The organism is Undibacterium pigrum (assembly GCF_003201815.1).
GTDB lineage: Bacteria > Pseudomonadota > Gammaproteobacteria > Burkholderiales > Burkholderiaceae_D > Undibacterium > Undibacterium pigrum.
The window spans coordinates 118,172-139,062 of the sequence record NZ_QJKB01000005.1 but is presented as its reverse complement, the minus strand read 5'-3'; the positions used below and the strand labels follow the sequence as shown (position 1 = coordinate 139,062).

Here is a 20,891-nt window from a genome sequence, read left to right as displayed (position 1 = left end):
TAATAGACAATAGGCCCATGCCCCCCTGGCAAGATTTCAGGGGGCGCCTTGCACGATACCGGGCAGGCCTCTTCCCATATCAATGCCATGCAGTTTTGGGCTTAATCAAATTTACTTTGCCATACAACTATATTTCGACTATTATCGAAATATAGAATCAATTATTCATGCGTGGCATAAAATAAGCAGACAATCATGGAAACGAAAAAAGTATTGCTAGCACTGGCAGCGCTGGCACAAGAATCGCGCCTGGCTTTATTCCGTTTGCTGGTGCAGGTAGGGCCGGCCGGTCTGGCTGCCAGCAAGATCAGTGAGCAACTGGGGATACCGCCCTCTTCCCTTTCATTTCATTTAAAAGAGTTATCACATGCTGACCTGGTAATTTCACGCCAGGCAGGGCGCTTTGTGTTTTATTCAGCAAATATGTCAACGATGAACCAGATGCTAGGGTTTCTGACTGAGAACTGCTGCGGTGGCAATCCTTGCACGCCAGTGCAAATCCAGCAATGCGTGATACCTCAATAAATTCTCTTGCCCTTATGCTTAGTAAAGTATTTTATGAACTGCGTCACATTGACCTCAGACTGGCCTCACACATAATGAAAAGTCCATCATGAGCATGACACGACGCCTGGTTTCTGAAGGCCTGGGTACGGCATTCCTGCTGGCCGTGGTGCTTGGTTCTGGCATCATGGCAGAACGCCTGGCAGGAGGCAATGTCGCTATCGCCTTGCTGGCGAATGCGATAGCCACTGGTGCTGGCCTGATCGCTTTGATATTGATGTTTGGGACTATATCGGGCGCGCATTTCAATCCTATAGTTACGCTGTCGGAAGCTTACCAGAAGAATATGCCTGGCAAGGAAGTGCTGCCATATATTGTGGTGCAAGTGCTGGGGGCTTTTGCTGGTGTCGCTGCAGCCCATGCCATGTTTGACGCACCGCTGTTTTTTGCATCGGAACATGTGCGCACCGGCATGGCGCAATGGTGGAGTGAGTTTGTCGCCAGCTTTGGTTTGATCGCCGTCATCATTTCCTGTAACCGCAGCCGCCCGGCAGTGACACCCTTTGCCGTTGCTGCTTACATCACGGCGGCATACTGGTTCACAGCATCAACTTCATTTGCCAACCCTGCAGTCACTCTGGCGCGCGCCGCCAGCAATACTTTTGCAGGCATACGCCCTGTAGATACACCAGGTTTCATTATTGCCCAGCTACTGGGGGCGGCTGTAGCCACAGCAGTATTTTGCTGGCTGTATCCGTTAAAAAAACCCCAGCATGATTAATTTTTTTGGATAAGCATATGACGATTACCATCTACCACAACCCTGATTGCGGCACCTCACGCAATACCCTGGCGCTGATACGCAATAGTGGCGCAGAACCAGAAGTGATTGAATACCTGAAGCAGCCGCCAGGCAAGGCAAAACTGCAAGAGCTGATTGCCGCGATGAATATGCCGGTGCGCGAACTCTTGCGCAAAAAAGATACGCCTTATGAAGCTCTCGATCTGGATGATGGCAAATGGACGGATGATGAACTCATCAACTTCATGGTCGCACATCCCATACTGATGAACCGCCCTGTGGTAGTCACGCCTGTGGGTACGAGACTATGCCGCCCCTCAGAAGTCGTGCTGGATATATTGCCTGCTCCACAGCTAAGCGAATTCATCAAGGAAGACGGCGAAAAAGTCATCGACAAGGAGGGTAATCGTGTCCTTAACAAATGAGTTGCCCAGCCTGCATCAGGATTTATTCCAGCTGCCGGAAGCTGAGCAATTATTTGCACCGGCACGTGCCAGTCATGCACCACGCATCCTGCTTCTTTACGGTTCATTGCGTGAACGTTCCTACAGCAAACTGCTGACGCTGGAAGCAGCTCGTCTGCTGCAGGCAATGGGCGCTGAAACTCGCGTCTTTGATCCTCACGGTCTGCCGTTGCCAGATGAGGTACCGGACAGTCATCCTAAAGTACGTGAGCTGCGTGAACTGGCGCAATGGTCTGAAGGCATGGTGTGGACTTCACCGGAGCGCCATGGCGCGATGACGGGCATCATGAAGGCACAAATAGACTGGATACCTTTGTCCGTTGGTGCGGTCCGGCCCACCCAGGGCAAAACGCTGGCAGTGATGGAAGTCTCCGGCGGTTCACAGTCATTCAATGCCGTCAATCAAATGAGGATATTAGGGCGTTGGATGCGCATGATCACGATACCAAATCAATCATCGGTGGCAAAAGCTTTTCTTGAATTTGACGAAGCTGGGCGCATGAAGCCTTCTTCATATTACGACCGTGTGGTTGACGTGATGGAAGAGCTGATGAAGTTCACATTGCTGACTCGCGACGTTGCGCCTTATTTGGTGGACAGGTATAGCGAACGCAAAGAAACTGCAGAGCAATTGGCCAAACGAGTAAATCAACGCAGTATCTGATCAAGAAATATCATCGCCAATGCCATCCACTTTTGGCATTGGTGCATACGTGCATACGTGCCAGCCACGGCCATCATTGTCCCGGTGACTGACTTTTTGCATCGCCTACCACCTCGTTGTCAGCATCCATCTCAATCCTGCCTGCGATGGCATTCCTGTTCTAAAAGCAATATTCCTGACAAATCAAGATAGTAATAATTTGTTACGCATTTCGTCCTTGACAAATATTAATAATAAACTAACCTTGCATAATTGACATGCAAATAAAGTAATAAGCATATGCGGTAAATTTTCTCTCTCCGGCAAAGCAAACTTCCATCCAGTCACATCATTTTGAGCCAGCCTCCAGCCAGCTCAGGTGGATTTTTGTCGCTTTTTTTTGTAGCTGACATTGCATCACCGGCACCGGGATTTGTTGTAGGCGCGCTTTCTGGTGGTATTGGCTGTATTGACTGCTTCTCTGGCATAAACAGATGCGCGCTTTAGCTGCAAGGCAGATGCCAGGCTTCTGCCTGTTTTTGATCGTGTTGCACCCAATTTCTGAAACCTGCTTCAGGGATTTCAAAAAAGCCTGTCCCTGAGTGTGTTTCAGTTTCAACCGAATGGAGAACTGTGATGGCGAAAGACAAGTATTTTGTAGAGGTACTGGCAGCAGATCCGGCGAATATTCCCGATATGGTTTTGCTCAATGGCTTTGTGGGTAACTCCGCTCTGGAAGGCTATACGCGCCTTTATCTGAATGCGGTACTGAATGAATATTATGAAATCCCCAGCGAGGCGATTTTACATACGGCCACGGCATCTGCCAGCGCCAATAATCCACTGGAGACCAGCTACGTCTGGATCAAGGCAGATGCCGAACTGATACGCAAAGGCAAGACCGTGGCTGACACCAGACTCAGCTTTTTCAGTGGCCCGATACAAAGCGGGCAAGCGGCTGCCAATGCGGCCCAGGCCGCGGTGGCTGGTGGACCTACGGGTGTACAGAACTGCACACAAGCCCCTGCCCAGTGCGGTAACACTGCATGGCAGGGCTGCCCGGATACACCTAAATAAAAAAATTGAAATCATTGAATTGAATATTCGTGATGTGAAGGGGCCTTGGTTGGCGTCCTTTGATCGATGTCCTTTTTCTCATGCGAATGTGTGAAGCATGGTGCGCTTCATTGCCTCATTTTTATTGCAGGCATGCAGTGTTGCCATCAGTTTGTTGCTGTAGTTTTCCTCTGTGTTCCTTTTTTCATTCATGAATTGTAGCGCCACTCTCAGGAGAGTTTACTATGACTACTCAATTACCAATTTGCCACATACAGACATTGCTACCACAATGCCTGCCACAGACCAGCCCCGTGGTTTGTCACATCGTGACACAACCACCACAATGCCTGCCCCATACCTCACCTGTCATCTGCCATGTGACACAGCCACCTCAGTGCCTGCCGCAGACGCTGGTCGGACCGGTTTGCCAGCATGTCACCAGCCCAGTGATATGCCATATCGTTACCCACAATAACCCTCTGTGCGGCATACAATGCCAGGCGGGTACGCATATCCCGGTGACGACGACCTTCAATACCACCATCGTACAAACGCAGACACCCGTACTCCATGGCGGCCTGGCTGCACCGGCACAAGCGCAAAATTTCGCGGGTGCAGCAGCGCCTGCACCACAATATGCAGCACAAGCCAATGTCGGTCCAACAGGAGTCCAGCATTGCACCGCTGCTCCACAATTTTGCGGCAACACTGCGTGGCAGCCTTGCCCTCCGATTGGTCCTACTGGCGTTCAGCATTGCACTGCGGCACCTCAAGTTTGCGGCAATACGGCGTGGCAGGCTTGCCCTCCTCCACAGGCACAAATGGCGGCTCATCCAACCACCAATCCTACTGCCAATACCCATTGCTTCGTTTGCCCTCCAGCCACTGTTGACGCCTATCAGGCAGCACCACAACAAGCTCAGGCAATGAATCCGACTGCCGCTACGCATTGCTTTGTTTGCCCACCACCTACTCTGGAGGCACAACAGCAAGTCGGTCCAACCGGTGTCCAGCATTGCACGGCCGCGCCACAATTTTGCGGTCATACCGCGTGGCATGGTTGCCAGCCACCGCTGTCGGCACCACCGAATTGCCCCACCGTTGCTGCCGCTGTTTGCCATACAGCTGCCACGGTGTGTACGCAAACTGTAGCACCTACGCACCTGCTGGGTTGCACTTGCCTGCCCATGACTGTTGGCCCTGTTATCCCTACCAATCATATGCCAATTTGTGGCAACACTTGCTTGCCTATGACGGTGGGTCCGGTTATCCCTACCCATAACATGCCAATTTGCGGCCACACTTGCCTGCCTATGACGATAGGTCCTGTTATTCCTACTCACAACATGCCAATTTGCGGCAATGTCACTGCAACTGGACTTTGCTAACGGAAAAGTGCATGAACTAAAGCTGTACAGAGCAGTTTGATCAGTCTGAATAAAACGGTCGGGATATATTCCCGACCGTGGGCTGACTCATTCTTGGTAAACCCCAAGTGCAAATTTTGCACCTGGGGTTTCGGCATACTGGCAAACCAAATTTCTTGCTGTAACCTAAGGAGTATCAGGAATGTTTTTGACCGCTTCCAATATGGCCCACTATCTGCTGGCGCGAGGCACGATACCACCCGCCGTGGTCGTCGATGGTGATTTCATGGTGGTAGAAGCAGGCCGCCGCAACCGCAATTACAAAATCATACGGCGCGATGGCTCTGGCTTGTTCGTCAAGCAAATCAAGGAAGTCGAGCCCATGGCAATCTCCACCATGCAGCGCGAAGCTGTCTGTTATCGCATGGCGCAAAAAGAGGGTTATGAAGCGCTGGCAAACCTCATGCCCGGTTTTGTCGAGCATGATGCAGCCCGCCATTGCCTGACCATAAGGCTCTTGCCCGGCGGCGAGAATCTGACGGAATTTCATGCCCGCAAAAAGTCATTTCCTGCTGAAGTTGGTCATCTGGTGGGCGCAGCACTGGGCAGCTATCACCAGACCTTGCGTGGCAAGACTTTACAGACAGAAGACCTGAAGAATTTTCCGCGCATGACGCCGTGGATTTTAAGCTTTCATCAAAACAGCATGCAGGCTGGCAATACGCTGAGCGGTGGTGTACAACAGCTAGGCAGCATCATCAGGCAATACCCTGACCTGCAACAAAACCTGGCTCGGCTGGCGCAGGGCTGGCGTCATGACAGCATCATCCATGGCGACATGAAGTGGGATAACTGTGTGGTCTATCCCGGCGATAATGGAGAACTGACATTTCGCATCATAGACTGGGAACTGGTTGACTATGGTGATGCCAGCTGGGATATAGGTGCGATCCTGCAAGCCTACCTGACATCATGGATATATTCCATGCCGCTGTATCAGGAATTCAATCCATCCAGCTTTGTTGACAAGGCCCTCTATCCGCTGGAAGGCATGTATCCGTCCATCCACGCCTTCTGGCGCAGCTATGTGCAAACGGCAGGTATAGATCAGGCACAGGCTTACCCCTACCTGATGCGCTGCATAGAATACGGCGCGGCACGCATGGTGCAAACTGCTTTTGAATCCTTGTATTACTCACCCGTCATGACCAATCATGCAGCGATCTTATTACAAGTCAGCCAGAATATTTTACGCAACCCACGCCAGGCTGCATCAGCCCTGTATGGGTTTGCCGGGGAGTTGGCATCATGAATGACGCATCTACAAACAATGCAGCCACGAACAATGCAACCATACATGAAGAATTAAAAAGCATCTACGCGGCCTTGCAAATTCACAGCCAGAATAGCTATGCATTTGCAGGCGGCACAGCCATCCCTGTCGCCATGGCAAACGGCCAGAGCAATCCGGTGCAGGCACTGATCAGCGCCATCAATACCAGCCTGTATGGCATGTACTATGTACGCGATGCCGCGGGTGAACCTGTACAGCCATCACAAAGCCTGGTGCCGAACCTGAGCCAGGCCAACCAGACACCAGACCGCTGGGACCCCGGCTGGAAAATTTACCAGCAAAGCCCCGATGGCCGCGTCATGATACAAAAAGGTGAACGTAGCCGTACCGCAGTCGTTGGTGAGTACGCCGCCAACAAATGGCCGGGCATGGCTCCGGTGGCAGGCGAACTGGTGAACTTGCGCGTCTATCCTGGCACAGCTGATATGCAGCAGGGCTTTTACTATGCCTTTGGCAGCAATCTGTCTGATCAGTTTGATGACTATGAACTCATCCGTTTTTATTTCAATGCACCAGCTCATGCAGCGGCAGAATTGTTGTACGGCCTCACTACGCAACTGAACCGTTATGCCCTGCCCTTCCGTTATAAAACCCTGGTCGATGCCAGTGCCTATCGCCGCGCTGATGCAGCGGTTTTATATATCGCCAAACGCCATTACTCCATGGTGGCTGCGCTGATACAGGACTTGCATGCCAGCCTGGGCAACAAGCTGCGCCCAGTCACGCCCATGTTTTGTAAAACCCTGGCCGATGGCGTAGGCGTGGCAGAAGAGCCTGGCACAGGTGAAAGCTTTGGCATGCACAGATGCAGGCTGGTGGCTGAGGGCATGGTCGATGCATGGCTGGCGGGTTCGCAGAATGTGGATGCACGTGCCAATGCGGTAGAAAAGCGTTTTGCCAGCAATGGCATAGATATGCGCACACCTTACCTGAACCGCCATTCAGTCAATTTATTTGAAACACCCGTATTTAACGGAGGCTTGCAGTTATGAATGCACCTATCAATGTACCTATGACTACACCTGTCACTGCGCCTATGACTGCACCTGTCAATGTGGTTATCAATCCGTACAAAGAAGTTTATCTCGACGTGGCCGACCGCATAGGCCGCAATTTATGCCGCGATGCCGTCTGGGATGGCGCGCGTTGCAACTGGCTGGGCTGGTCCATGGAAGCTGTGAATCAGGCATGGGTGCCCGCTTATCGTTCCTTCGCCGGTGACTTGTATGGTGGCACCAGCGGTATCGCCTTGTTCCTGGCTGAGTTGCATCAGTTCAGCGCTGACAAACAACAAAAGCGGGTACTCGAAGGCGCATTGAACCAGGCCTTATCGCTATCCGACAAACTGCAGGGTGCAGCGCGCAGTGGTTTTTATGCAGGTAGCAGCGGCTTTGCCTATGTGCTGGTACGCATAGGTACATTATTAAAAAATGAAGCCCTGATCGCCCGCGGTCTGCGTGAAATGGCCAACCTGGCAGAACAGGCACCTGATGCCATGTTCATCGATGTCATCGGTGGCAGTGCCGGTGCCATACCAGCGATGTTGAAACTGGGGATGGAACATCAGCGCCCTGACTTCATCAGCATGGCGCAAAGCCACGGCGATTATTTGCTGGCGCATGCCAGCAAAAGCGACGCTGGCTGGTCATGGGAAACCATGCATGTGCCAGGACAAAAACACCTGACCGGGCATTCACATGGCGTAGCTGGCATAGTCACTGCCTTGCTGGAACTGTATCGCGCCACGGGTGAACAGCGCTATCTGGATGGGGCCAATGAAGGCTTGCGTTATGAACGCGGCCTGTTCAGCGCCCAGCACAATAACTGGCCGGACTTGCGCATCATGGACGCCAGCCAGGCTGAAGCCCCACCTGTCTATAACATGGCCTGGTGCCATGGCGCACCCGGCATAGGTCTTTCACGCCTGCGTAATGTTGCCCTGATGCCGGACGATACCATGCTCATGCAGGAATTGAACGCTGCCATACAAACTACCGCCAGTTCGCTGATGCCAGCCTGGGTACATGGCATAGGTAATTTTTCACTCTGCCATGGTGCCTGCGGCAATGCTGAATTGATGATCATGGCAGGACAATATCTGAAGCGCCCTGACCTGACCCAGATCGCAGAAAAAATAGGACAGGAAGGCTGGCAGCATTACGGCCAGTCAGACATGCCCTGGCCTTGCGGCGTGGCAGGTACAGGTGAGACACCTAACCTGATGCTGGGGACGGCGGGGATAGGGCATTTTTATTTGCGTCTTTATAATCCTGAGGCTGTGCCTTCGGTGTTGATTGTGACGCCGCCGGAGAAGGTGGTGGGTTGATGTGTCACAAATCATGGTAATTTTGTAGGTTGGGCTACGGGGTATCAGCCCAACACTCGGCGTTTAAATAACGTCTACGTTTGTTTAGGCCAAGTGTTGGGCTGATGAAGCGTAGCCCAACCTACGAGATAAACTGACGTTTGTCTTTTTAAACCTTAAAACAAACGACTGTAATAAGCCACTTGTGCTTTCAAACGCGCGATTTCTGCCTGGTCACCACGTGTCACAGCATCCTGTATTGCAACGCCATACAAAGCCTGTGGTGGCAAACCCTTGGCTTTCATGGCAGATTCAAGGGATGGCAAGAGACGTTCTATTTCTGATGCAGCGGCCAGATAATCGAGTGCCTGGTTGCGGATGGCGACGATCTTGCTGAGATCACCACTGGCGATAGCTTCGTGGATAGGGACACCATACAAGGCGGCCGTGGGTGCGATGTTAGTTGGGGAAACCATATCTGCTCCTTCAAGAAATGCTGGCAGAAAATCAGTTATCTGCCATGCGGATTAAGGAAAATATTTTTCAACACCAAAATCATCCCGGCCATCAAAAAAATAATGGCCAGGCTTTGACCATCAGGCTGTGCTGGTAAGCACTTGCAAGCGGTCGAGTACGCTCTTAAGTTCTGTCATGACGGCTTGCCGCCTGGCTTCTTCAACTGCGTATTTTTTTGCAGCTGCGGCGACATCGGCATGGCAATGCGGGCACTCGGTTTCATCTGGCCAGATGTATTCATTGCAGCCTCGGCACAGATCCAGTTCAGGCAGGGGATTGCTGCTGGTACGTTCTGCCACGCGTGGCGCTGCTTCAGGTTCTGCAGGTAACACCTGGCGGCCTGGAATGGCTTCCTCATACAATTCAAACCTGCCTATGGCAAAAGGCTTGTCAGGCGCTGCTGCCACTTTGCGGATTTTTTCATGGATGCCACGTTTTTCCAGCTTCAGTGCGCGGTAATGGCAATAGGGATTATTGCCAGGCTTGCCGAACAGGGAATCTGAAGTCCAGGTACAACCACCACGACAAACATCGGCGTAGTAGCAGGTGCGGCAATGGCCCCACAGTGAATCGATATTGCGCATGCGGCCAAAGTGCAAAGCCTCGGACGTGTTCCACAACTCTGCCACGGCAGTGTCACGGACATTGCCACCACCATAGGTTTCTGTCGCCAGTGATGGGCAGCCCTTGATGGTGCCATCAGCTTCAAGGCCGATGACATTCTGGCCGGCAGCACATCCCGTCCAGTGCAGGGTTTCATCCCCCAGGCCACGCCAGTGATGCTCGAAGGGACCAAAGTAGCCAAGGTTGTTGCCAAAGGTCAGCAACAGGCCGCGTTGCTGGCCTTCATGGTAAAGCCGGTTCAGCAAGGGCATGAGTTCCAGCACACGGTGTGGCTGCAGCAACAGGTGGTCGTTATCTACAGCATTGCCCATGGCCACCGTAATTTGCAATTGCCAGTGAGTGGCACCTGCTTCGATGATGCGGTTGAACAGTGGCTCCAGCTGATCTATGGTTTCTGCACCTATCTGGGTATTGCAGCTGACACCCAGCCCCAGGGACCTGGCAGTTTCCATGGCACGCAGGGCATCATTCCAGGAGCCGATGACACCGCGCACCCTGTCGTGATAATCCTTCATGCCATCGATGGACACACCTATACCAAACAGACCAGCCTGCTTGCCTGCTTCCAGCCTGGCAGTATTGAGGTTACGGGCACCGGTTTGCATGCCTACCCGTATGCCATGACCGGCTATGCGTTCTACCAGTTGCAGCCAGTCCTTGCGCAAGAAAGCTTCGCCACCGATCAAAGTGATTTCACGCGTGCCCAGAGCGGCCAGTTGATCAATCACCGAGAAAGCTTCTTCAGTGGAGAGTTCACCTACCCTGCGCTTGCCTGCACGTGAGCCGCAGTGACTGCATTTCAAATTGCAGGAGAGGGTAATTTCCCACACCACATGCACAGGCGTATGGCCATTGAGGTCAGACAGAGTGCGTGCCCTGGCGGGCTGCGACGCTTGAAATGGTGTAGATGATTCAGATGCGAGAATTTGTTCCATACTTGGCTCCGGTGGCAAATGCCAGCAAGCTGGCATCCGGGATCATGGGCGGTGCTTATTTACCGGCGTTGAGTTGTGCCAGCAGGCTTTGGGCAAGCTCTTTCAGGCGATCCACTTCGGCCTGATCGCCACGTGCCTGCGCGTCCTGTATGGCGACGCCATAAGGTGTGACAGGGTGAAAAGCCGCGGCAGAGTTACTGGCACCGCCGAGCAGATTGCCGTAGGAAGCAAGTTCAGATTTGATGCGGGCAATTTCCACCTGATCGCCACGGGCGACGGCATCTTGTATCGTGACTGCATACAGAGGGCGGATGACACCGCCCTTGCTTTTGATCGCGCTTTCCAGCTCAGGCAGCAGACGGGCAACATCGGCAGCGGCTGCCAGGTGGCTGAAAGCGGCATCACGTGCTGCGCTCATTTTTGCAGCGTCGCCACTGGCAATGGCATCGCTCATTGCGACTGCATACAGAGGGATAAAACCGCCATAAGATTCTTTACTGGTAGTCATAAAATTACTCCTTAAGGTGAGTACGGCTTATGAAACTGAGGGTGGGTATCTATAGAATTCTGGAAACCTGCCTGCTATCAATATGGCAAGCTTACTTAGTATATTTTCAATTATTGAAAAGTCAATGTCGTTATTCTTTTTTTAATTAAATTTAAAGAACAAAGGAATCATCCAGACTGATGCCTTACACTTATCAACCCGGTGAAACATCAAACAGAACATGAATACGGATAAAGTCAGTGGTACCGAAGGCTATGCAGAAATGGCGGATTATCTGGTACAGCAATGGCAGGAAATTTCTTTCGAAGAACATCACGCTGCCGTCTTGCACCTGCTGCCGGTATCACCCGCCCGTGTACTTGATATTGGTTCTGGCATAGGCAGTGATGCAGCGGCCTTTGCAGCGATGGGGCATCGTGTTGTTGCCGTAGAACCGGTCAGTGAATTGCGCCTGCCTGGCATTGCCTTGCATGACTCAGCTCTGATCACCTGGCTGGATGACAGCCTGCCAGACTTGTCATTACTCAGCGTCAGGAATGAGACTTTCGACCTCATCATGCTGAGTGCCGTGTGGATGCATCTGGACGAGCTTCAACGCCAGTGCGCCATGCCCAGACTGGCCAGTTTGATGAATGCATCTGCGACCCTGATACTGTCGCTGCGCCATGGCCCCGTGCCTGCCGGGCGAAGGATGTTTGATGTCAGCGCAGCAGAAACCATAGAGCTAGCTGCTCAGCAAAACCTGGAACCTGTTTTGCATATAGAGGCAGCGTCAATACAAAAACTGAACCAGCAAAGCGGAGTGACATGGACACGGCTGGCATTCAGACGTGCAACATCGTAACGCTACAAAAATACAAAGGTGTAAGCATACGTATCATATTGACCACAATTATCTTTTGTGAAACACTGACCTGCATTGAACTCATTTCAGGCTCAGTACATGGCAAACCCGCTACCCATCCTTGTGCCGCAACTCATGATGCAGCAGCGATGCATATCCAGCATTGTGCTGCGCGGTCTGAATAATCCACGCGGCATCAAACTCAAACAAGATAGCAGCCTGTTGCTGGTGGAAGCAGGCAGTGGTGATGCAGGTCAGCCATTCTCAGGACGACTGCTGCAATTCAAACAAAATGCTGATGGCGGGTATGCAAGGTACGAGGTACTTGCTGATGGCTTTCGTTCCATGAATATGCAGGCACGCATGTGCAGGGATGAAATATTTGGCCTGGCGGACATTGCTTATGGTGATGGTCGCTGGTTGTTGAGCCAGACAGATTATGTTGCCGGTTCGCGTATCCTTGATTTGACTAGCTTGCCGCCTCAGCCACTGATACAAAGCAGTGGCAATTTAAATGCGCTTTGCTATCACCCACAAAGACGAAGCTGGCTGACGGTCAAGCCAGATACCAACCAGGCGATAGAATTCATTGATGGCCAGCCAGAAGCAGTGGTCGGTTTGCTGGCAGATTTATCAGGTGGTCAACACGCCGTACCAGTGACGATTATCCTTGATCAACATTCAAAAGCAGGTAGTGGCGATCAGCCCGTATTGATTTCCCTGTTCTCGGGAGAGTTGCAAGGCGATGCCGACAAGATGGGCATCAACTTTGAAAAAGGCGTCAGCCAGATCGTCAGGCTCGATCTGGCTACGGGTGAAGTCAGCACAGTCATAGCAGGCCTGACGCTGGCCACCGGCATGGCATTCACTGAACAAGGGCAATTGCTGGTGCTGGAATTATGCGAGGATTTTTTAGAACCCATGCCTGCAAATGAAGTACCACAAACCGCCTGGCATGGTGGCTTCAAGCGCTATTCCGGTCGCCTGCTTCGCTTTGATCTAGACAAGCGCACGGTAACTTGCCTTGCCAGACATCTGGATACACCATCCAACCTGTGCGTGGCAGGCAATACTGTCTTCATCAGCGAAGGCATGGGCTTGCCCGGCCGCCCCATCGCCAATGCAGATGGAGAAACCGTGGTCCTCGAAGGCTATGTGCGCAAACTGATATTGCCTGAAAACTAGACCGCCTGTAAACGCGCAGTCAGTTCAGCCAGTTTGGCGGGGAAAGGTGCCTGTGCCACCCACTCTGCCGGGTCACCTTCTTTTTGCCACGCAAAACCCACCACGGCCATCACATCGCCTGCCTTGCTCAGCAAGGGAATGGCAATTGCCGCCTGCGCGCCAACAGCTTTGGCACCGGGTCGTATATAGCCGCTTTTATCGTCTTGCAGATTGCAGGTTTGCACTGGCGTCTTGCTCAACTGCGCCGCACCTGCCATGCCTTTGCCATGACTGACATGGGCGACGATGGCGAGTACAGGTTCTGGTATGCGCAAGGCGGCACTCAGGTATAAGTCTTCACCGCGCTGTACATGGATAGTGCCTGCGGCAGCATCGAGATTGGCGATGCTGTCTTCCAGCCATTGCTGGTGCTCTGTGTTTTTTTCAAACATAATGCTTCTCCTTGCGTCTATCAATATATCAATCAATGTGACTCTTCCAGCAGTTCCTGCCAGCTCAGGTCTTTCGCTGCCGTGATCAGATTCTGTTGCTGGCATAGCCTGTAGATTTTGCTGTCATGGCCTGGCAGGCTTTTCGCAATCGCCAGCTTTTCTGCCATGCTGCCTTGTTCAAGAACACGCATCAATTCTGCTTCACCCAGCACATCAAGATGGGGGGTCACGCAACGCCATAGCTCAGGGCTGACTGCACGCCCTGCTGCCCAGCGTTCATGCGCGAGGTCAATCAGGATAGTGGCCAGGGCAGGATTATTTCTTTGCTCCAGTCCCTGTATTGGCCACAGCGGGCTGTCGAGAAAAAAACATTTGACGACCATCTGGTTCCATGCGGCTTCATCGAATGCCTGCATGGGATAGGGATTACGGTGCGCCATTGCTTCAAAGATGGGGCGCATGCTTGAGCGTATGGCTTCACGGGCACGATGCTCTATCGCCATCGCTGCCGGATACAGCGGAAAGCCGGAATACAGGGCTATCAGTTCATTGATTTCAGCACTGTCAGCGATACTGTCCAGTTGCCTGGCGAATTGTGCCTCATCACCAGCATAACTGGCGAGTATGAAAGCGACTCTGGCTGTCATGTCCACACTCCAGCCTGAGGGATCAAAACCAGAGCGCAGCCTGCCTGCTTCGGCCAGTTCATCGCCGTTTAAATTCAAATCCAGCTTACCCAGTTTGCGTGAAGCCATGCCCATGGCACGATAAACATCACGCTCCTGTTTCGCGGTGCTGATCTGCTGGCATTGCAGGCGGAACCACAACAAGGCTTCTGGTGTGCTGCGTGCGGCTATCCAGATATCGAGTTGCGACAATGCCGTAGCGGTTGGTGTGAGAGCCTGCATTTCTTCTAAAGATGGATGTCGCATGATGGCCGCCTCAAATGATGAATCAGGTTCCGGGAATGACACGCTGCAAGACCCTGGTCAGGACAAAGGCGCAGAGGCAAAACGCGACTGCCGTAACACCACCACCGGCGATAGCAATCACCAGTGCATCGAGCAAGGATGTTGCCGCAATCAACTGCGCCACGGCCTTTGGCACCGAACCTGCCATATGGCGGGTAATCAACAGACGCACAGCGATAACGTCTGCCACGATCAGTGCCAGCAGCATCAGCAAAGCCAGGCCACCATCAGCCCCAGTGATGACGGAACGGCTGCCATACAAAAGCACAGGCAAGGCCAGTATCAGCAAGGGCCACAGGCTGCCAAGGCGGTTCAGGCTCTCTTGTTTTGCAACATACGTCAGGCCCACCACATGCGCCCAAATAGCCAGTGCAGCCAGCACCACTGTAGTATTGAGTAGTACAGTGCCGGTCTGCAGCGGATCAACAGCAGTATTGAGTTCTACCATCATGACACTGGCGGCAGCAACAAAGTAGACGAGCGAGCGGCACAGGCCCATGATCAGCGGGCTAAGCGGATTGCCCTTGTGCCAGACGTTGTACAACAGGATGGTGGCAGCCAGCGCGCAGCCACAGACGATGGCCCAGGTGCCGTAATAGCTGAGTATGGCAATGCCTGCCACTTGCAGGACAAAGCCTATGGCAAATACTGCCCGTGCGCTGATCTGGCCTGAAGGTATCGGTCGCCCCGGTCTTTCGCGGGCATCTATTTCGCGGTCAAAGGCATCGTTGAGATACATGCCTGCACAATAAAAAGCCGAGATCGCCAGCATGACCAGCAGCGTATGCATGAGGGATAAAGGACGGCCAGTGATGCTGCCCGCAACGATGGCACCCGCCAGCACATTGGTCCATACCGTAGGCAGGTTGGACACCCGGCCCAGGCGCAGATAAATGCCCATGCGGCTGTTATTCATGACTACAGTATTCATGTCAGCAGTTCTTTCATGACAAAACTCAACTCACGCGCAATTGCGTGGGCTTTGGATACACTTTTCAAATGCGCAGGCAAGACATCCCAGGTATAAGTCTCCACTTCCAGATGGCTGGAAAAACTTTGCTTACGCAAAGCTTGCAGGGTGGCCAGCAAATCTGCCTGGGTTGATCCTAACTTCGATCCTGATTCTGATTCAGGTTTCGATCCTGGCCTGGAAGCCGTCGTTTCTTCACTATCCCAGAATATCGGCACGTGGCAATGTATCCGCCATTCACCATCTGCCAGACCTGCCTCATGCGCAGCCAGGGCAGCAGGTAAATCGGTATGGCGTTGCAAGTCCCCCCCATTCTGAACAACCACCTGGTGCAGATATACGCCATCATCAAAACGCCGTAATTCATGCATCATGTCTGCATGCATCACGGGGATGCGCAAGGCGCAGGACAACTGTATCTTGGGTATGCGTATGCCCAGATCAGTCAGACTTTGCATGGCATGCACAGGGTCTTCAAATTCGACAGCGGCGTGGCAAACGTCATAGCAAACGCCAAGATGACGGCGCATCAGTCGGGTGGCTCTTGCTTCACTGCAGTCGCATAAACCTGCCAGCTTGTCTATGGTGTCAGCAGCCCATAACTGGCCACAAAAAAAGGCTGTGGTCTCGGCCATGGTTTCCAGGAAGCAGCAGGGTTCAGGTTCCAGCGCCAGTGCGATGCATTTACCGGTGTCCTGCTCCAGTGTGGCCAGCATGGCCACTGCGGCAACCAGTTGCTCCACAATCTGTTGTTGCGCACCGGCTGTTTGTGTTTCTGATTTATAAGCACCCGGCACGGTGGAAATACTGCCTTCCATGTCTTCAGGTAAAAGCCCGGCGAGGATACAGGCACACTGCCTGGTATAACGCAGACGCTCCACATCGCGCCAGTCTGGCAAGTAGACTTGCTCTTTCACCTTGACGCCATGAAACGGCCCATAAGGAAAAGCATTGATGGTGAAGACATAGGCCCCCAGGCGTGCCAGTTGCTCCTTGAATTCTTGCAGCCTGGCAGGAACGATGAGGCTATCTGCCGCCTGTGCAGACAGGCGCAGGCCTATGCCAAAGGCCTGGCCCTCGACCAGTTCAAGTTTTTTCCTGAGCACAGGGATGGTTTCATCAAGACTACTGAGCACTTCATCCCAGCTTTCACCTGCATGGATATTCGTGCAATAAGTCAGGTGCACGTTTTGTGATGGCAGGGATAATTGCATGTCAGCCTCTGCCCGCAATCACAGCCTGATTTTCCTGCAGACTTTGCAACCAGTCTATTGCTGCACGCACCATTCCTGCATCCATCTCATGCACCTCGATCCCGCTGCCTATGGCTGCGAGCAAGGTTATGGTCAGTTCGCCTCCCAGATGTTCGCGAAATTCTCTCAGACCTTGCAGCACCAGTAATTCGCCCTGCGCATTTTTTGTATCTTGCGCAAGTAATTGTGGGTGCCACAATGTAAAGCCCAGTCGTGTCAGCAGTTTGTGGATGCGGACATCTTCCCCTGCTGGCAACAAACCTGCCAGACAGGAATAGCGGGCATCCAGTGCCAGGCCTATGGCTACTGCCTCTCCATGCGATAGTGCATGGGCAGTCAGGCGTTCGAGTTTATGTGCAACCCAGTGACCATAATCCAGCGGCCTGGCCGAGCCGCTTTCAAACGGGTCACCACCATGGGCAATCTGGTGCATATGCAAACTGGCGGAGCGGGTGATGACTGCGTTGAGCACAGTGCTGTCAAATGCGGCCAGGGCAGGCAATTGTTTTTCCATCATGAGGAAAAAAGCATGGTCGCGTATCAGGGCGACCTTGACGGCTTCTGCCAGACCAGCGCGTTTTTCCCGCACCGGCAAAATATCGATGAAGCGGGCATCATTGATGACTGCCCAGGGCGGTGCAAACGTACCTATCAGGTTTTTTTGACCTTGCCAGTTGACCGCATTCTTGACGCCGACACCGCTATCATCCTGCGCCAGCACGGTGGTCGGAAAGCGTATGTGTCGCACCCCGCGATGGAAGATGGCCGAGGCATAACCCACCGCGTCCAGCACTGCACCACCACCAATGGCGATGGAATAGGAATGCCTGTCTATGGCACGCGCTGACAAGGCCTGCAACAGGCTTTCTACCAGGCCAGCATCATTCTTGCAGGCTTCACCGCCGGGCAGCATGACTATGTCGCCGATTAATTCCATGGCCTCATGATGGAAGCGCAGATAGGCCAGGATTTGCTCAACCAGGCCGGGCATGGCCCTGGCGACACCTTCATCCAGAAAAATCGCCAGCCTGTGTCTGCGCTGCGGTTCACGCAGGCTGACTACCGCACGAAAATCAGGGTTGGCAATATCAAAGGCATCGCGGGTGGATACCACAGGAAAATCGTAATCGACACGCACATGTTGCTGCTGCCAGCCAGCACGTGTCGCTGCGGGTGCCTGCACTTCCAGATCGGCTAGCCGGTTCAGTTCAGCCAGTTTCACGATGCATCCTTTCGTTTATCCACATGCGCCAACCTTAACCGGGGAAAGGCAACTGGAAGCTGGGCCCGGCTGTTGTGCCATCGTTCAGGCCTGAGGGCGTTTCCATTAATTGCTGGGCTGCCAGTCCCAGCGAGAACATCAGGCCCACGGCTTGCCCCAGCGTCTCTGGCTGGCCATTGAAGGCGATATGCAGACCATTCAGCAAGGCTTGATAAGTGCGGGCAAATTGTTCCTGCAAGATGCGGGCGCGTGAACCCTGGGGATAAATCGCCAGATTGGGATCATCCATCATGGGCCAGACACCATCGGCATCAAAAGGGATTTTTTCGCCGCTGTAGGCATAGCCATGCTCGTTCCTGACCAGGCGATGGCCATTAACGATTTCTGCGTATTTGTAATAGTGGGACAACTCGCCATCACCATCACCCGGATGACGCGCTCCAGCGCCCTCACCCTGACGCTTGATTTCATCAATGGCACGGCAGGCATCGGCCAGCGAAGTGATGGCAAATAACTTGCCTGTGCCATGCCATTCAGTGACCTGTTTCTCAGCATTGCCAAAACAGATTTCCCCTGCATTGCTGAGGTCTGTCAGTGTCTGTTTGATTTCATCATAGAACCAGCCTATGGTGTACTTCGATGTATCGACAGGGTCACCGGCCTTGGCGCGGTAATGAACAGGCTCCACCGTTTTTTCAGGTTGTTCTATGCTCATGAAGGCACGCAACTGATCGATGGAACATTTGCGCAGGCGCACACTGAGGTCAGCCCGCAAGCCACCGGGCAAAGAGCCAGGATAAACTGGTACAAACTTGGGTCTGTTGAAACTGGGTTTACCGCCTATGGATATCATCAGATTGGCGACCAGGGCCATGTGCAGCATTTCTTCTATGACCACGCTGCGTATCAGTTGCGCCACCTCGATATTGGCATTTGGCTTGATACTGTAAAGCGCCGTCAGGTAAGGCGGTATGGTTGCATGTTCCAGCTCTATCGCCTGTTGCAGGGCGCGGTGCAAATCGGTGACTGAATCGAGCTCCATGTAGACAGGTTTATCCAGCCACTTTTGCAGCATCTCGCGTTTCTTCGTTGACAGGTCACGTGTCACCGGCATGTAGTTGGGATCAGAAACCGGTGCCCTGAAAACATTTTTCAGTGCAAAAATCTTGTTCGTCAAACTGGCGTAATTCGACAAATCAACTATCTTGTGCATGATGGGATAAAGGTCAGCATATTGCTGGAAGATGGGGCGCACATCACATAACCAGTCTGGTTTATCGGGGATGGTGTAGCCACTGAAGACCAGTGCATTCAGGCTCAGTGCACCATTGCCCACACTGCCTATGGCGGGCTGGGTGCTGCCTATCTGGTAAGTGATGCCATATACCTGGCCATCAATATAGCCACGCGGATTACCAGGATCAGTGGCTTTCAATGTCAGTTCGGCCGTGCCATCGCTATCGGTAATGATGCTGTTCTGGAAAGCCAGCGCCTCAGTCGGTGTGCCGACTTTTTGCGGGCCAGCCACTGGCCCCTGCTTGATCTGCCCTTCCATCGCACTGGCGTCATAACCCAGGCTGATCTGGGTATTTGCCAGCGGCTGGCCAAAGCTGGTGGCATAAAATTTGACAGCCTGGTTTTCTGGTGGGTTGAACCTGAACACGAAATTGTCGGCTCTTACCCATTGTCCATTCGGTGCTTCTGCCAGCAGGGGCTGGGTAGCATTGGCCACCAGGCCCAGTGGTGTAGTAGCCGCTGCTGCCAGTTGCGTACTATTGAGGGGAATAGAAACGATGCCCGCTGTGCTTTCATACCAGCGCTGGCCCTGGTAATTGACTTCGGCCAGCAATTGCGGTGCGCCCTCATTTGGCAACAGGGCGATGGTCAGGCTGCCAGAATCTGCCCTCGGCCCGCCCAGTTCCTTGATAGGCAGGCTGTTACCCAGATCGAGGGTCAATACATTGCCAACGATCTGCCCTATGGCATCATTGGCTGTTTGCCCTGGCACAGCCCACAGGCGGCGACCGGCAACAAAATGACGCGGTTCATTCGTCTCTTGCAAACCTATGCTGCCCACCACGCGGCCAAAAGTAAAATTGGGGGAAGACATGGTGTCGTCAAAACTGTCGACATTGAACTTGATACTGAAGTTGTCTGGATTTTTATTCTCCGCCAGCAATTCATTCAGGAAGCGTGAAGGCCCGGCACCGGTGACCTTGATTTGCTCCAGCACCGATTGATAGTAGGCGCAGAAAAAAGAATCAGGCTGGCCAGGTGGATAATTAACCCAGATATCAGCAAACGGGGCGACCGCAAAACGGCTCTGGAAACCCATGCCCGCCGCCTCGCTGCCAAGGTTGACCGAGAAGCCCCAGATTTCCGACACCATTTGCTGTTCGCTATCAAGATCCACCAGCTTGCCCTCTACCCGGCTATCAGAACCATTCACGGCCAGACCGATGACAGGATCAAGACTGGGGTCAGAGCAAGTGCTGCCGTCACGATAAACCACGCTGGTGACGACGCAATTACGGAAGCGCCATGAGCCTGTGCCATTCGGGTTCCACCAGCCATTGGTCGCACCGGACCCGGGCATCTGGTAATTGGAGCGGAAACGCGCCGTATCGAAATGCTCGGGATCGTTATTGATGGTGGATACATCGGCCTGGAACTGGCCAGCAAAGACCAGGCGGGGCAAACTGAGGTAGCTCATTGGTTCTCCTGTGGTGGTTGCATCAAGCGGCATCAGATTTGCGCAAACCATGTCCCGACCACGAACGATTTGCGCTAGCTCTCAACAGATTGATGAAGTACATGGGGTTGCCGTTGTAATACCGAAAAACAGTGAAGCTGCGCTCAATTGAGGCAGAAATATCCACTGCCTTTCTTACATCCTTGAATATCCATTGCAGAAAACATAATTACCAATATTGA

General features: G+C 52.9%; 21 protein-coding genes. 11 read left to right on the top strand and 10 right to left on the bottom strand.

Features of this window, described 5'->3' with window-relative positions:
• Window positions 1–195 precede the first annotated feature (195 nt).
• From DFR42_RS16095 to arsH, 4 genes are all read left to right on the top strand, one after another.
• Window positions 196–525, top strand: a complete 330-nt coding sequence (locus DFR42_RS16095) for an ArsR/SmtB family transcription factor (protein ID WP_110256035.1) — start codon at window positions 196–198, stop codon at window positions 523–525.
• A gap of 88 nt (window positions 526–613) precedes the next feature.
• Window positions 614–1,285, top strand: coding sequence for an aquaporin (locus tag DFR42_RS16090; RefSeq protein ID WP_110256034.1), 672 nt, complete (start codon window positions 614–616; stop codon window positions 1,283–1,285).
• A gap of 17 nt (window positions 1,286–1,302) precedes the next feature.
• Complete coding sequence (gene arsC, locus DFR42_RS16085) at window positions 1,303–1,731, top strand: arsenate reductase (glutaredoxin) (RefSeq protein WP_110256033.1); 429 nt, start codon at window positions 1,303–1,305, stop codon at window positions 1,729–1,731.
• Window positions 1,732–1,741: 10 nt separating this feature from the next.
• Window positions 1,742–2,434, top strand: a complete 693-nt coding sequence (arsH, locus tag DFR42_RS16080) for an arsenical resistance protein ArsH (protein WP_425450885.1) — start codon at window positions 1,742–1,744, stop codon at window positions 2,432–2,434.
• 328 nt (window positions 2,435–2,762) lie between these two features.
• Here arsH and DFR42_RS29010 read toward each other — a convergent pair whose 3' ends face one another.
• Window positions 2,763–2,999, bottom strand: coding sequence for a hypothetical protein (locus DFR42_RS29010; protein ID WP_146218864.1), 237 nt, complete (start codon window positions 2,997–2,999; stop codon window positions 2,763–2,765).
• Window positions 3,000–3,049: 50 nt separating this feature from the next.
• On the opposite strand from DFR42_RS29010, the gene DFR42_RS16075 reads away from it, so the two are divergent.
• The 5 genes from DFR42_RS16075 (at window position 3,050) to DFR42_RS16050 (ending at window position 8,519) form a co-directional block, all read left to right on the top strand.
• Window positions 3,050–3,490: a hypothetical protein gene (locus tag DFR42_RS16075; protein WP_110256031.1), complete on the top strand. Its 441-nt coding sequence runs from the start codon at window positions 3,050–3,052 to the stop codon at window positions 3,488–3,490.
• A 224-nt stretch (window positions 3,491–3,714) separates the two neighbouring features.
• Window positions 3,715–4,860: a hypothetical protein gene (locus DFR42_RS29005; protein ID WP_146218863.1), complete on the top strand. Its 1,146-nt coding sequence runs from the start codon at window positions 3,715–3,717 to the stop codon at window positions 4,858–4,860.
• A 181-nt stretch (window positions 4,861–5,041) separates the two neighbouring features.
• Window positions 5,042–6,151 carry a phosphotransferase gene (locus tag DFR42_RS16060; protein ID WP_110256028.1) on the top strand — a complete coding sequence of 370 codons (1,110 nt, stop codon included), beginning with the start codon at window positions 5,042–5,044 and terminating at the stop codon, window positions 6,149–6,151.
• Window positions 6,148–7,185 carry a T3SS effector HopA1 family protein gene (locus DFR42_RS16055; RefSeq protein WP_110256027.1) on the top strand — a complete coding sequence of 346 codons (1,038 nt, stop codon included), beginning with the start codon at window positions 6,148–6,150 and terminating at the stop codon, window positions 7,183–7,185. The genes DFR42_RS16060 and DFR42_RS16055 overlap by 4 nt, the downstream gene beginning before the upstream one ends.
• Window positions 7,182–8,519, top strand: coding sequence for a lanthionine synthetase LanC family protein (locus tag DFR42_RS16050; protein WP_110256026.1), 1,338 nt, complete (start codon window positions 7,182–7,184; stop codon window positions 8,517–8,519). Before DFR42_RS16055 ends, DFR42_RS16050 begins: the two co-directional genes overlap by 4 nt.
• A gap of 155 nt (window positions 8,520–8,674) precedes the next feature.
• Here the strand turns inward: DFR42_RS16050 and DFR42_RS16045 are convergent, their stop codons facing one another.
• The 3 genes from DFR42_RS16045 to DFR42_RS16035 form a co-directional block, all read right to left on the bottom strand.
• Complete coding sequence (locus tag DFR42_RS16045) at window positions 8,675–8,974, bottom strand: DUF1843 domain-containing protein (RefSeq protein ID WP_110256025.1); 300 nt, start codon at window positions 8,972–8,974, stop codon at window positions 8,675–8,677.
• A gap of 120 nt (window positions 8,975–9,094) precedes the next feature.
• Entirely contained in the window at window positions 9,095–10,573 is a 1,479-nt protein-coding gene (locus DFR42_RS16040) for a GDL motif peptide-associated radical SAM/SPASM maturase (RefSeq protein ID WP_110256024.1), read from the bottom strand.
• A gap of 55 nt (window positions 10,574–10,628) precedes the next feature.
• Entirely contained in the window at window positions 10,629–11,081 is a 453-nt protein-coding gene (locus DFR42_RS16035) for a DUF1843 domain-containing protein (protein ID WP_245936993.1), read from the bottom strand.
• A gap of 220 nt (window positions 11,082–11,301) precedes the next feature.
• Here DFR42_RS16035 and DFR42_RS16030 point away from each other — a divergent pair, with 220 nt between their 5' ends.
• Together DFR42_RS16030 and DFR42_RS16025 are read left to right on the top strand one after the other, a co-directional pair.
• Entirely contained in the window at window positions 11,302–11,925 is a 624-nt protein-coding gene (locus DFR42_RS16030; RefSeq protein WP_110256023.1) for a class I SAM-dependent methyltransferase, read from the top strand.
• A 99-nt stretch (window positions 11,926–12,024) separates the two neighbouring features.
• Window positions 12,025–13,110 (top strand): hypothetical protein, encoded by a 1,086-nt coding sequence (locus DFR42_RS16025; RefSeq protein ID WP_211324327.1) that lies wholly within the window; start codon window positions 12,025–12,027, stop codon window positions 13,108–13,110.
• Here DFR42_RS16025 and DFR42_RS16020 read toward each other — a convergent pair.
• From DFR42_RS16020 to DFR42_RS15995, 6 genes are read right to left on the bottom strand one after another with little or no spacing between them, the layout of a single operon-like run.
• Window positions 13,107–13,541 (bottom strand): GAF domain-containing protein, encoded by a 435-nt coding sequence (locus DFR42_RS16020; RefSeq protein ID WP_110256021.1) that lies wholly within the window; start codon window positions 13,539–13,541, stop codon window positions 13,107–13,109. The genes DFR42_RS16025 and DFR42_RS16020 overlap by 4 nt on opposite strands.
• A 32-nt stretch (window positions 13,542–13,573) precedes the next feature.
• Window positions 13,574–14,473: an EboA domain-containing protein gene (locus tag DFR42_RS16015; protein WP_110256020.1), complete on the bottom strand. Its 900-nt coding sequence runs from the start codon at window positions 14,471–14,473 to the stop codon at window positions 13,574–13,576.
• 22 nt (window positions 14,474–14,495) lie between these two features.
• Window positions 14,496–15,443, bottom strand: coding sequence for a UbiA family prenyltransferase (locus DFR42_RS16010; RefSeq protein WP_110256019.1), 948 nt, complete (start codon window positions 15,441–15,443; stop codon window positions 14,496–14,498).
• Window positions 15,440–16,696, bottom strand: a complete 1,257-nt coding sequence (eboE, locus tag DFR42_RS16005) for a metabolite traffic protein EboE (RefSeq protein WP_110256018.1) — start codon at window positions 16,694–16,696, stop codon at window positions 15,440–15,442. Before eboE ends, DFR42_RS16010 begins: the two co-directional genes overlap by 4 nt.
• A 1-nt stretch (window position 16,697) precedes the next feature.
• Window positions 16,698–17,957, bottom strand: a complete 1,260-nt coding sequence (locus tag DFR42_RS16000) for a 3-dehydroquinate synthase (RefSeq protein WP_211324326.1) — start codon at window positions 17,955–17,957, stop codon at window positions 16,698–16,700.
• A 34-nt stretch (window positions 17,958–17,991) separates the two neighbouring features.
• Entirely contained in the window at window positions 17,992–20,670 is a 2,679-nt protein-coding gene (locus DFR42_RS15995; protein ID WP_170133551.1) for a ferritin-like domain-containing protein, read from the bottom strand.
• Between the last annotated feature and the right edge of the window lie 221 nt (window positions 20,671–20,891).

What these genes read in the sequence shown, in the direction of transcription:
- DFR42_RS16010 (WP_110256019.1), bottom strand. Translation starts at nt 15,443, where the DNA reads ATGAATACTGTAGTCATGAATAACAGCCGCATGGGCATTTATCTGCGC.
- DFR42_RS16015 (WP_110256020.1), bottom strand. Translation starts at nt 14,473, where the DNA reads ATGCGACATCCATCTTTAGAAGAAATGCAGGCTCTCACACCAACCGCT.
- DFR42_RS16035 (WP_245936993.1), bottom strand. Translation starts at nt 11,081, where the DNA reads ATGACTACCAGTAAAGAATCTTATGGCGGTTTTATCCCTCTGTATGCA.
- DFR42_RS16020 (WP_110256021.1), bottom strand. Translation starts at nt 13,541, where the DNA reads ATGTTTGAAAAAAACACAGAGCACCAGCAATGGCTGGAAGACAGCATC.
- arsC (WP_110256033.1), top strand. Translation starts at nt 1,303, where the DNA reads ATGACGATTACCATCTACCACAACCCTGATTGCGGCACCTCACGCAAT.
- DFR42_RS16045 (WP_110256025.1), bottom strand. Translation starts at nt 8,974, where the DNA reads ATGGTTTCCCCAACTAACATCGCACCCACGGCCGCCTTGTATGGTGTC.
- DFR42_RS16060 (WP_110256028.1), top strand. Translation starts at nt 5,042, where the DNA reads ATGTTTTTGACCGCTTCCAATATGGCCCACTATCTGCTGGCGCGAGGC.
- DFR42_RS16075 (WP_110256031.1), top strand. Translation starts at nt 3,050, where the DNA reads ATGGCGAAAGACAAGTATTTTGTAGAGGTACTGGCAGCAGATCCGGCG.
- DFR42_RS29005 (WP_146218863.1), top strand. Translation starts at nt 3,715, where the DNA reads ATGACTACTCAATTACCAATTTGCCACATACAGACATTGCTACCACAA.
- DFR42_RS16030 (WP_110256023.1), top strand. Translation starts at nt 11,302, where the DNA reads ATGAATACGGATAAAGTCAGTGGTACCGAAGGCTATGCAGAAATGGCG.
- DFR42_RS16040 (WP_110256024.1), bottom strand. Translation starts at nt 10,573, where the DNA reads ATGGAACAAATTCTCGCATCTGAATCATCTACACCATTTCAAGCGTCG.
- DFR42_RS16090 (WP_110256034.1), top strand. Translation starts at nt 614, where the DNA reads ATGAGCATGACACGACGCCTGGTTTCTGAAGGCCTGGGTACGGCATTC.
- DFR42_RS16050 (WP_110256026.1), top strand. Translation starts at nt 7,182, where the DNA reads ATGAATGCACCTATCAATGTACCTATGACTACACCTGTCACTGCGCCT.
- eboE (WP_110256018.1), bottom strand. Translation starts at nt 16,696, where the DNA reads ATGCAATTATCCCTGCCATCACAAAACGTGCACCTGACTTATTGCACG.
- DFR42_RS16025 (WP_211324327.1), top strand. Translation starts at nt 12,025, where the DNA reads ATGGCAAACCCGCTACCCATCCTTGTGCCGCAACTCATGATGCAGCAG.
- DFR42_RS16095 (WP_110256035.1), top strand. Translation starts at nt 196, where the DNA reads ATGGAAACGAAAAAAGTATTGCTAGCACTGGCAGCGCTGGCACAAGAA.
- DFR42_RS16055 (WP_110256027.1), top strand. Translation starts at nt 6,148, where the DNA reads ATGAATGACGCATCTACAAACAATGCAGCCACGAACAATGCAACCATA.
- DFR42_RS15995 (WP_170133551.1), bottom strand. Translation starts at nt 20,670, where the DNA reads ATGAGCTACCTCAGTTTGCCCCGCCTGGTCTTTGCTGGCCAGTTCCAG.